This window comes from Belnapia moabensis DSM 16746, assembly GCF_000745835.1.
GTDB lineage: Bacteria > Pseudomonadota > Alphaproteobacteria > Acetobacterales > Acetobacteraceae > Belnapia > Belnapia moabensis.
The window spans coordinates 1-10,516 of the sequence record NZ_JQKB01000119.1 but is presented as its reverse complement, the minus strand read 5'-3'; the positions used below and the strand labels follow the sequence as shown (position 1 = coordinate 10,516).

The 10,516-nt window shown below is 67.3% G+C and carries 9 protein-coding genes and 3 pseudogenes; 10 read left to right on the top strand and 2 right to left on the bottom strand.

Annotated features, from left to right (window positions below; genetic code table 11):
* Window positions 1-356: transposase (locus tag EP26_RS27580; protein WP_043343821.1), on the bottom strand; the 356-nt coding region annotated here is incomplete at its 3' end.
* A gap of 488 nt (window positions 357-844) precedes the next feature.
* On the opposite strand from EP26_RS27580, the gene EP26_RS35645 reads away from it, so the two are divergent.
* The 6 genes and pseudogenes from EP26_RS35645 to EP26_RS32610 all read left to right on the top strand — a co-directional run bounded on the left by EP26_RS35645 (window position 845) and on the right by EP26_RS32610 (window position 4,676).
* Window positions 845-1,081 carry a DUF6894 family protein gene (locus EP26_RS35645; protein WP_157033860.1) on the top strand — a complete coding sequence of 79 codons (237 nt, stop codon included), beginning with the start codon at window positions 845-847 and terminating at the stop codon, window positions 1,079-1,081.
* Window positions 1,082-1,432: 351 nt separating this feature from the next.
* Window positions 1,433-1,681 carry a hypothetical protein gene (locus tag EP26_RS27575; protein ID WP_043343819.1) on the top strand — a complete coding sequence of 83 codons (249 nt, stop codon included), beginning with the start codon at window positions 1,433-1,435 and terminating at the stop codon, window positions 1,679-1,681.
* Window positions 1,678-2,016 carry a hypothetical protein gene (locus EP26_RS35640; RefSeq protein WP_157033859.1) on the top strand — a complete coding sequence of 113 codons (339 nt, stop codon included), beginning with the start codon at window positions 1,678-1,680 and terminating at the stop codon, window positions 2,014-2,016. The genes EP26_RS27575 and EP26_RS35640 overlap by 4 nt, the downstream gene beginning before the upstream one ends.
* A 508-nt stretch (window positions 2,017-2,524) precedes the next feature.
* A pseudogene (locus tag EP26_RS27565) lies at window positions 2,525-3,750 on the top strand (IS3 family transposase); the annotation flags it as partial.
* A gap of 193 nt (window positions 3,751-3,943) precedes the next feature.
* Window positions 3,944-4,222 carry a FitA-like ribbon-helix-helix domain-containing protein gene (locus tag EP26_RS38770; RefSeq protein WP_084113063.1) on the top strand — a complete coding sequence of 93 codons (279 nt, stop codon included), beginning with the start codon at window positions 3,944-3,946 and terminating at the stop codon, window positions 4,220-4,222.
* Window positions 4,206-4,676, top strand: coding sequence for a type II toxin-antitoxin system VapC family toxin (locus EP26_RS32610; protein WP_052389768.1), 471 nt, complete (start codon window positions 4,206-4,208; stop codon window positions 4,674-4,676). The genes EP26_RS38770 and EP26_RS32610 overlap by 17 nt, the downstream gene beginning before the upstream one ends.
* Window positions 4,677-4,854: 178 nt before the next feature.
* Here the strand turns inward: EP26_RS32610 and EP26_RS27555 are convergent, their stop codons facing one another.
* Window positions 4,855-5,568 (bottom strand): TetR/AcrR family transcriptional regulator, encoded by a 714-nt coding sequence (locus EP26_RS27555; RefSeq protein ID WP_169747518.1) that lies wholly within the window; start codon window positions 5,566-5,568, stop codon window positions 4,855-4,857.
* Window positions 5,569-5,672: 104 nt separating this feature from the next.
* Between EP26_RS27555 and EP26_RS27550 the strand changes: the two genes are divergently transcribed.
* The 4 genes and pseudogenes from EP26_RS27550 to EP26_RS27540 all read left to right on the top strand — a co-directional run.
* Window positions 5,673-6,839 carry an efflux RND transporter periplasmic adaptor subunit gene (locus EP26_RS27550; protein ID WP_052389766.1) on the top strand — a complete coding sequence of 389 codons (1,167 nt, stop codon included), beginning with the start codon at window positions 5,673-5,675 and terminating at the stop codon, window positions 6,837-6,839.
* An 11-nt stretch (window positions 6,840-6,850) separates the two neighbouring features.
* Window positions 6,851-10,000: an efflux RND transporter permease subunit gene (locus EP26_RS27545; protein WP_043343816.1), complete on the top strand. Its 3,150-nt coding sequence runs from the start codon at window positions 6,851-6,853 to the stop codon at window positions 9,998-10,000.
* A 66-nt stretch (window positions 10,001-10,066) separates the two neighbouring features.
* Window positions 10,067-10,209, top strand: a pseudogene (locus tag EP26_RS37850) (IS3 family transposase); the annotation flags it as partial.
* A gap of 67 nt (window positions 10,210-10,276) precedes the next feature.
* Window positions 10,277-10,516: pseudogene (locus EP26_RS27540) on the top strand (IS110 family transposase); the annotation flags it as partial.

The following is a 10,516-nucleotide window of genomic DNA, read 5'->3' as shown; positions in this document are numbered from 1 at the left end:
TTGCTGTCAAGGATGGCCGCGGTGGGACTGGCCTCTTTGCCCGCCTGTTCACGACAAGCGACGTAGAGCTGGTGATGCACGGCCTCCAGCGTGCCGTCCCAGTCCCAGCGCTGCAGATAGCCGTGCACCGTGCTCCGCGGCGGCAGGTCGCGTGGCAGGTGACGCCACTGGCAGCCGGTCTCCAGCACATACAGCAAGCCGTTCAGCACCTCGCGCAGGTTCACCGAACGACGGCGCCCGCCGCGCTTGCCGGGCCGGATCAGCGGCGCGATCAGCGCCCACTCCGCATCTGTCAGATCGCTCGGGTAGCGTAGCCCCTCGCGTCCGTACCGCTCTCGGTCCGCTGCCGTCCACATGGCAGAAGCTCCGCTGTCTCCATCAATGTCCTGCCGCAACGCATTCAAAATGCAGGAGTTCTTCACGGACGGGTTCTTAGCCCCAAACTGTGGTCCCTCGGCACCGCGGCGCCTACTAGGGGCGACCATCGACTTCATGATGCGCATGGGGTGGACGTGATGTTTCGCGCAACCAGCAGGGAACGGCTGAAGCGGTAGCGCGCTTCTCGACAATGGACCTGTCGCCACCACTTCAGTTACAGTACCGTAGAGCCATACGAATGGGCTGGATCATCCTCGCTGCTATAGCATTGGTGCTCATTGCTGAGTTGGCCATTGCTGTGACAAGCGGGGTAATCCGCCTGCTTCTGTAGATAGGAGCTAGCGCGGGTTGAAGCGCTTCTCCGAGCGGCAACGGATGAACGTTACTGATCATCTATATTGTTGAAACAACACTGTAGTTTTAGGATGCGGCGGCATGAAGTTGCGGGGCTCAAAATATGTGGCGCATGTTTCTTCATATCGATACGGGATTCATTCGCATTGAAGATACAACAGGACGCCTTTTCAAAAACTTAGACGATGCCAAGATTGAGGCTGCTACGCTGATTAGTGAAGTTGCCTTTGCGTGGCCACGAGACAACAGGCCTCTGACCAACTTCCATGTCGACATCTGCAATGAAAAAGGGATGCTGGTAGAAACTGTTCCTGTTCAGAACTTGTGTCAGCCGTCTGCAGCTGAGTGAGACTTAGGCGTGCCTTCTCCCGATTGTTCCGACTTAACAATATCCCGCCGGTGGTTAAGTCTTTCGACTGACGCGTGCTAGCGCGGTTTCCACTCGCATTAGCTCACGGACCCGCTCCAGCTTGTTGTTTTGGCCAGCCAATACCTCCGATCGGATAATTCCATCAGATCGGAGTGTGTCCTAGCCTCCCTTCTGGAGGCTGGCGGCTCTGCGCGCATAGCGAATGCGCTTGCGGGCCGTCTTCCGGCTGCGTTTAGGTTTGAGACGCACGGCAAGGTCTCCCTAGTTCACCAGGGGTGAACGGCGCTGCGCAGCGAAGGTTAGCGTGCCATCCACCCTCTATTTCTTTAAATGCCAGACCGGCTCCAACTCACCGAGACGGCCGCCGAGGGGCGGCTCGGTGGTCCGTCCTCTGCCTACCGCGGCGCGGTCATCGACTGCCTGAAGGGCGGACATGTCTGCCGTCTGGTGATGCCGGAGCATCTGCTCCATGATCACAGCTTCGGTGCAGCTGGAACCATCACGCCGCTGGTCGATCTCTGGCTCAATGAGGGGCGGTTGCCTCGCTATATGCGGGCGGTCCCGAAAGCGAAGCGATGAGCCCCTTCGACCGCTTGGTCCGTATCGCCGACCGCCTGGCTGTGGTGAAAGCCGGCAGCGCCGTTGCGAACAGGACCATACACCAGGCGATTGGTCGATCCGGCCCAGCGCCGCCTTACACGACCGATGAGGCGGCGGCGCGGACCCTACTGCCGCCGGGTTTTGAGTGGGTCATCGCCACCCATTCGGCTGGCCGGGTCTATGCACCGTGCCGCCGCTCCGGCCGCGACGCTGACACGCTGCCTTTTCCCCACCATGGGCAATGGGGGCGGACCCTGCCGCTATCCATGTGCGGGGCGGCGATGCGGGCTTGGGCAAAGGTGGTGAAGGGTTGAGAGGGGGCCACCCGGCCCCGGCCTGCACCGCACGTCGCGGGGGTATAGCAAGGCGCGGTCACGACCCCTTCCGGCTCCCGGAGGGTCTTATAACGGAATTGTTATACTTAGCCAGGGGTTAGGTGCCTCTGGGTTATGTGTTCGTCACCTGATGGGACTTCCTACCCGTACTCAAGGGCCTGGCAGGCGGTCGGCAGTAGAATTGTTTGACGGAACGAGTGGAGCCTGCCCGATCTATCACGTTTAGCGCCGTGCTCGCGCTGTCTAGAACGCTGTGCGGCCTCCTGGACCGCGCTTGCGCACGGCGCTCTGCCGACCGAAGGTCGCAACGGAAGGATGTCGGCTGTCGTCGAACCGAAGGATAGGTTTTGGCTCAGGCTGCCGTCGGCTTGCCGTAATCTGGGTCGAACCGGATCCGCCGCCGCGGCAGGACGCAGGCGACCCTCCTCCGCCCCACAGTTGATTGAGACATCCCGCAAGCGGACGGTATCCGCCGATGGGGTGCACGATGACGACAGAGACAGTGGACGCGGCCGGTCCTGGCCGGGGTGGTCGGAAGTCGCGGCAGCGCAAGCGAGATGCGGTGTTGCGGCTGCTCCGCGGCGAGGACCTGGAGACGGTCTCGCGGGCACTGGGGGTCACGGCCGCAACAATGAGCGGCTGGCGCGACGCCTTCCTGGCGGGTGGTGAGGCGAGCTTGGCCACGCGACCTGCTGACGGCGAGGCGCTGGAGAGCGAGCGGCTCAAGGCGCGGCTAGGTGAGATGCTGCTCGAACGGGAGCTGCTGGAGGCCAAGGTCGCAGCCCTGGAGGGCGGTCGCCCTTTGGTTCGGCGGAGGTCACGGCCATGAGCCTGACCGTCTCGCCGAGCAGCGGCAGGCCCTATGGCCTGGCCCGGGTGTGTCGGGTCTGGCAGGCAGCCCGGGCCACCGTCTACCGCCGCCGTCTGCCACCCCGGACGGAGCCGCCCAGGCGATCTGGGCCGGTCGGGCCGATGCCTGATGCGGCGCTGCTGGAGGCGATCCGGGCCGTCCTCGCGGCAAGCCCCTTCCATGGCGAGGGGCACCGCAAGGTTTGGGCAAGGCTGCGCATGCAGGGTGTTCGGACCTCCCGCCGCCGGGTGCTGCGGCTGATGCGAGAGCACGACCTGCTCGCCCCGTCCCGGGTCGGCAGGCCGCGCGGGCCACGCAACCACGACGGCACCATCCTCCCTGACATGGTGGACATCATGTGGGGCACGGACATGACCACCACTTGGACTGGCCAGGGCCAGGCGGCGGTGTTCGTCGCCGTCGATCACCACAGCGCCGGGTGCGTCGGCATCCATGCCGCCCGGCGCGGCACCCGCTTCGAGGCCCTCGAGCCCCTAAGGCAGGGCGTGCGCCAGCATTGCGGCGGCGTCGCCAAGGGCATCGCGGCGGGACTCTCGCTGCGCCACGACCACGGCAGCCAGTACATGTCCGACGCCTTCCAGGGCGAGCTGACGTTCCTCGGTATCGAGAGCTCGCCCGCCTTCGTGCGGGCACCTGAGGGGAACGGATGCGCCGAACGCTTCATCCGTACCCTGAAGGAGAACCTGCTGTGGGTCTGGACCTTCGACACCGTCGAGCAGCTCCGCCAAGCCCTGCTCGAGTTCAGGCGCACCTACAACTCGACATGGCTGATCGAGCGCCACGGCTTCGGAACACCGGACGCCGTCCGCCAGGATCAGCTTTCACCCGCGGCTCTCGCCGCATCGACTTCACTCAGGTGTCTCAACAACCGAGCGCGGTACACCGCTTCGCGGTCCAACTGCCCGCGACTCGGGTTACGCGATCTCGTCACGGGCTCCCGTCAAAGTCCTCACCGTGGTCGTTCCCGTAGCCTTCCCATCGACAGCAACGCTATCTATTTGTAGGCATTGATAGCATCCAGAATAGGAGGCCGCGGTGGCTACCCTAACAGTTCGTAACCTCGACGATAGCGTCGTTCGGGCGCTCCGGGTCAGGGCGGCCGAGCGCGGTCGATCGGCCGAGGCCGAGCACCGGGAAATCCTGCGTGAAGTTCTGACTGGCATTCGACAGCCGTCACCGCGGGCAACCGCTGCAAATCGCTTGGCTGAGTTCAGGCATCGGACTGCTGGCCGCGGGTCAGCTACCGTTACCGAACTTTTGGAGGAGAGCCGCCAGGGCAGGGTAGACGACCTTACCGATGGATCGGGCGCTTGAGGTGACGTTGGTTGTCGATGCCAGCGTCGCCTTGAAGTGGGTCCTCGATGAGCCGGACAGCCATCTCGCCCAGGCACTCGCAGAGAGCGACGAGGAACTCCTGGTGCCGGACTTCTGGCTTAACGAGGCCACGAATGTTTGCTGGCTCCAGGTACGGAAGCGGGTGTGGACGCCGGATGAGGCAAGAGAAGGCTTGGCACTGCTCCGGGACCTGGTGCCGCCAACCGACACTGCTGGCTTCGACCTTCACGACGTTGCCCTCGACATCGGCCTGGCCGTCAACCATTCGACTTACGACACCCTTTACGTGGCTTTCGCCATCGCCATGGGGGCTCGATGCGTGGTGGTCGCGGACGGGCCGTTCGCGGCCAACATGAGCCGCCACCCTGATCCCGCGCTCGCCACCATTCTTATTTCGCTTTCTGAGTGGGGGCGGGGAGGGGGAGGCTTATAATCGAGCGGCGTTGGCGCTCACCAAGCCTCCGCTGGGCGCGATGAGCGGGATCACCGCTTCGGTCAGTGCCCACGCTACCTCTGACAATGGGCGCAACGGGACAGTTTCAGGCTGTCTGGCAACGGTTCGTCGGTACCTCGCGGGCATGGCCCAGTGGTCCCTCGCTGGGCGGAAAGGGTTACGCGCCGGCGAGGTTCCCTTTGACGGCCGAAAGACCCCCGAGGAGCAGATTGAGATGCGCCAGCTGCATCGCCATCGGATTCGGGGCGTCGTCCTTCGCCAGAATCATTCGCCAGACCCCAGCAACGATCGCCGGGGCAAGCACCACCTCACCAAGCCCGGGCATGCCCGCCACCGCTGGGCGGAACTCGCCCGATGCGACGCCCGCCTGCAGGACAGCGTCCACGATGGCGACTGACCTGGCCAGCACCTCGTCCCGGTAGAAGGCTGCGAGTTCGGGAAAGCGCTCCGCTTCGATGATGATCAACTTGAACAGGGCCCGCTCGCGTGGATGACCGGCGACGCGCTCGTAGGCGATCGCCAGAAGTGCGGCGAGCAGGTCGCGCGCCGATCCGGTGCAGTCGGCAACCTGCCGCTCCGCCGTCTCGAAGGCTGGCTGGGTGCAGGCCCGGACGGTCGCGCTGAACAACGCCTGCTTCGACGGGACGTAGTGATAGATCAGCCCCTTGGCGATCCCGGCGCGCTCCGCCACCGCCGCCATCCTGGCCCCGCCATAGCCGCGCTCCGCGAACTCCTCGAGCGCCGCGTCCAGGATCTGCGGCATGCGTTCCGCGGGCGCCAGGCGGCGACGCCGCTCCGTCACCGGACCGGGCGTCGCATGCTGGCGATTCCCAGCGCTGTCCCTGGTCATCGTCGCGGCCATGTCCGGCATTTTCGCCTCCGCATCCATTGACCTGTCAGGCCTGATGCACAAATAGGGACGGCATCTATTGACCCCATGGTCAGTAAGCAAGGGTGTTCCCCACAGAGGCATCGATGTCCGACGACAGCTTCCCCGGCCCGGCCGTACTGGCGCTGGCACGGGGCCCGGCACTGCGCCGCCGGCGCGTCGGATGGCTGGCGGGTGTGGCCGTCCTGCTGGCACTGGCTGGCTGGCTTGCGTCGCACCAACTCGCCTCGCCACCCGCCCCGCCAGCGGTTGTCCCGGCACAGGAGCCGCCAGCCGCGCTCACCGTCCGGCTGGCTGCGGCGACGGAGCGGCTGTTTGCCCGGCCGATCATCGGCGACGGCTCCGTCGTGGCTTGGCAGGACATGAGCATCGGGATCGAGGTGGCGGGCCTGCGCGTCGTCGAGGTGCCGATCGAGGAAGGCGACCGGGTCGCGCAGGGCCAATTGCTGGCCCGTCTGGACGATGCGCTGCCCGCCTCCCAGGCAGCGCAGGCCGAAGCCGCCGTCACCGAGGCCGAGGCTGTGCTCACGCTGGCACAAGCGGACCTGCGGCGCTCCACCGAGCTGGCTCGTTCTGAGAGCGTGGCGCGCCAGACCTTGGAACAGCGGCAATCGATGGTCCGGCAGTTGGAGGCGAAGTTGCTTGCCAGCCGCGCCCGGCGCGACGAGGCGACGGCGCGGCTGGCGCAGACCCGCATCCTGGCCCCCGATGCCGGCATCGTCGCCCGGCGCAGCATCCTGCCCGGTGCCGTCGCCCAGCCGGGCCAGGAGGTCGCGCGCCTGATCCGCGACGGGCGGCTTGAACTGGATGCCCGCGTGCCGGAATTGGACCTCGCCGCGGTGCGGCCGGGCCAGCCGGTCCGGGTCCGGCATGGTGCGACCGAGATCGAGGCGCGGGTGCGCGCGGTTGCACCGATCATCGCCAACGACAACCGGCTCGGCATCGTTCATATCGCGCTGCCCGCCGGGTCCGGCCTGCAGCTCGGCATGTTCGCCCAGGCCGAGATTTTTCCCGCGGCAACAGCCGCGCTGACGGTGCCGCAGGAGGCCGTGGTGTACCGCGAGGGCCGGCCCGCCGTCTTCGTGCTGCCGGACAGCACGGCCCGCGTGGCGCTGCGCGCCGTCCGCACCGGGGGACGGCGCGACGGCGTGGTCGAGGTGACGGAGGGACTCGCCGCCGGCGAGCGCGTCGTGGCCGGCGGTGCGGGCTTCCTGTCCGACGGCGACCGCGTCCACGTCGCGCGCGACCGTTGAGGAAAGACGCCATGGCGATTCCCAGGGATGATCCCGGCTACCGCAACGTCTCCGCCTGGGCGATCCGCAATCCGATCCCCACCACGGTGCTGTTCCTGCTGCTGACCGTAGGCGGGTTGTTCTCGTTCCCCGGGCTACGGATCAACAACACGCCCGACATCGACCTGCCCGCGGTCATCGTCTCCATCCTACAGCCCGGCGCCGCTCCGTCCGAGATGGAGACCCAAATCACCCGGCGGGTCGAGGACGCGGTCGCCGGCCTGGGTGACGTCAAGCACATCACCTCCACGGTCCAGGACGGCGTGTCGCTGACCGTGGTCGAGTTTGCAATCGGCAAGGATGTCGACCGCGCCACCAACGACGTGCGCGACAAGGTCGCGCAGATCCGCGCTGATCTGCCGGCCACCATCCGCGACCCGATCATCAGCCGGATCGAGATCACCGGCGGTGCCATCCTGACCTATTCCGTCGCAGCACCCGCGATGACGACCGAACAGCTGTCCTGGCTAGTCACCGACAGCATCGCCAAGTCGCTGCTGTCGGTGCCGGGCGTCGGCCAGGTGAACCGGATCGGCGGTATCGAGCGAGAAATCCGCGTCGCACTGAAGCCCGATCGGCTGCTTGCCCTCGGCATCACCGCGGTGCAGGTCAACCAGCAATTGCGCGACGCCAACCTGAACCTGCCGGGCGGTCGCGGCACGCTGGGGGACAGCGAGCAGACCATCCGCACGCTCGGATCGGCCGCCTCGGTCGAGGCGTTGGCCGCGCGTCCCATCGTCCTGCCCGGCGGCCGCACCGCCCGGCTTGGCGACCTGGCCACGGTGAGCGATGCGACCGCCGAGGTCCGCACCGCGGCGCGGCTGGACGGCAAGCCGGTCGTGGCCTTCGAGGTGCTGCGGACCCGCGGGTCCTCGGAGGTAAAGGTTGCAAAAGGCGTGGCGGCGCGCGCCGCGCGGCTCGAGAACGAGCATCCGGGGGTCGAGATCCACAAGGTAACCTCGACCGTCGCCTTCGTCGAGGCCGGCTACTACGCTGCGATCGAGGCGCTGCTGGTCGGCACCGCGCTGGCGGTGCTGGTGGTCTGGCTGTTTCTCAGGGACTGGCGGGCGACGCTGGTGTCCTGCATCGCCATGCCGCTCTCGCTCATCCCGACCTTCCTGGTGCTGGACTGGCTGGGCTACGCGCTCAACAACATCGTGTTGCTGGCGCTGACCCTGGTGATCGGCGTGCTGGTGGACGACGCCATCGTCGAGATCGAGAACATCGTCCGCCACGTGCGGACCAAGCCGCAACTCGGCGCTTGGCGCGCGGCGATGGATGCCTCGGCCGAGATCGGCTTGGCGGTGATGGCGACGACCGGGGCGATCCTCGCAGTCTTCGTGCCGGTGATGTTCATGCCGGGCATCCCGGGCCAGTTCTTCCGCCAGTTCGGCCTGACGGTCGCGGCCGCGGTCACCTTCTCCCTGCTGGTGGCGCGGCTGCTGACGCCGCTGCTCGGCGCGCATCTGCTGAAGCCCGGCCGCACCGCCCGCGACGAGGAGGTCGGCCGCGGCGTGATCGGACGCCGCTACCTGGCGCTGCTCGGCTGGTGCCTGCGGCATCGCTGGGCGACGATGGCCGGCGCCACCGGCTTCTTCGCCCTGTCGCTGGCGCTGGTGCCGCTCATCCCGTCCGACTTCATCCCCGCAGCCGACCGCGGTCGTTCCGCCCTGGCGCTGGAATTGTCGCCCGGTGCGACGCTCGCTGAAACCGACGCGGCGGTGCGCCAGGCGACCGCCATCTTGCGCGCACGGCCCGAGGTCGTCTCGGTGTTCGCCTCGCTCGGCACCGCCAGCATGGTCGGCGGCCCCGGCATGGGCAGCACGACCATGCAGGGCGACCCGCGCAATGCCAACCTGCTGATCACCCTCCGCCCGCGGGCCGAACGCGCCCTGGGCCAGCAGCAATTCGAGGCCGCGGTCCGCCCGGCGCTGGAGGCCATCGCCGGCGCCCGCATCCGCTTCGGCGCCGATGGCATGAGCGGCTCCAAGGCCTCGATCACCCTGGTGGGCGACGATGCCGGGCGGCTCGCCGCCACGGCGCGGGACCTGGAGCGGCAGATGCGGGGCATCCCGGGCCTGTCCGGCGCGCGATCGGTCGCCAGCTTGGAACGGCCGGAGCTGCAGATCGTCCCACGCGATGCCCGTGCCGCGGAGCTTGGCGTCTCGCCGGCCATGATCGGCGCCACCGCGCGGATCGCCACCATCGGCGACGTCGATCAGAGCCTGGCTCGCTTCAACCTGCCGGACCGGCAGATCCCCATCCGCGTCATGCTGGACGAGGCCGCACGCGACGACCTCGATTCCCTGCGCGCCTTACGGGTCAGCGGCCGGGCCGACCTCGCGGTGCCGCTCGACGCAGTCGCCGAGATCCGCCATGGCGCCGGTCCGGCACAGATCGATAGGCTCGACCGGGTACGCAAGGCGACAGTCGAGGCCGAGTTGAATGGCATGCCGCTTGGCGAGGCGTCGGCGCTGATCGCCGCGCTGCCGGTCATGCGCGCCCTGCCGGCCGATGTGCGTGAGCGCGAGACCGGCGACAAGGAGGTGATGGCCGAGCTGTTCGGCGGCTTCCTCATCGCGCTCGGTACCGGCGTGCTACTAGTCTACCTGGTCCTGGTGCTGCTGTTCGGCGGCTTCCTGCAGCCGCTGACCATCATGTCGGCGCTGCCGTTGTCGGTCGGCGGGGCGCTGCTGGCCCTGCTGCTGGCGCAGAAGGCGCTGGGCGTATCGGCGGTGATCGGCGTGCTGATGCTGATGGGCATCGTCGCCAAGAACAGCATCCTGCTGGTTGAATATGTGATCGAGGCCCGGCGTGGCGGGATGGAGCGCGGCGAGGCGCTGTTCGAGGCAGCGCGCAAGCGGGCGCGGCCCATCGTCATGACGACGGTCGCCATGGTCGCGGGCATGGCGCATATCGCCAGCGGCATCGGCGCCGATGGCGAGTTCCGTGCGCCGATGGCGCTGGTGGTGATCGGCGGCTTGGTCACCTCGACGCTGCTGAGCCTGGTGGTCGTGCCGGTGGTCTATACGCTGCTCGACGACCTGAGCCGGCAATCCGGGCGGCGGTGGCGCCGCCTAACGCGTGGCAGAGCAGGGCGCGTTCCGGCAAGGCCGGCCTGAGGGTAACTGCCGCGCGACGCACCAGGCGGTCCGACGCTGAAGCTGCGGACCTCGTTCTGGATGAACCTGTCCGACCCGTTCATCCTGCGCGGTGTGCCCGCGCATATTCGTTCTGACAAGCGCTCGAGTCCGTGGCCAGGACGGTGCAAGGCTGGATCGTGGCCGTCGATGCCAAAACCGCCGACATTGCACCGGGCAGCCCGTGGGAGATGGCGTAATCGGTCTGGAGGCGGGCAACCTCTCCGGACTGCTCCACTCACCCGAAAGGCTTCCAGGATGAACCAGCACTATGTTGGCCTCGACGTCTCTCTGGACCAGACGAGCCTGTGCGTCCTCGACGGCGCTGGCCAGGTTGTCTGCGAGACGAAAGTAGACACCGATCCGGCCGCGATCGCAGCCTGCCTTTGTCGGGCAGGTGTTTCCGTCGCACGGCTCGGCCTGGAGGCGGGCCCGCTCTCGCAGTGGCTCTACGCCGGGCTGGTGGCCTCAGGCCTGCCTGCGATCTGCATCGAGACA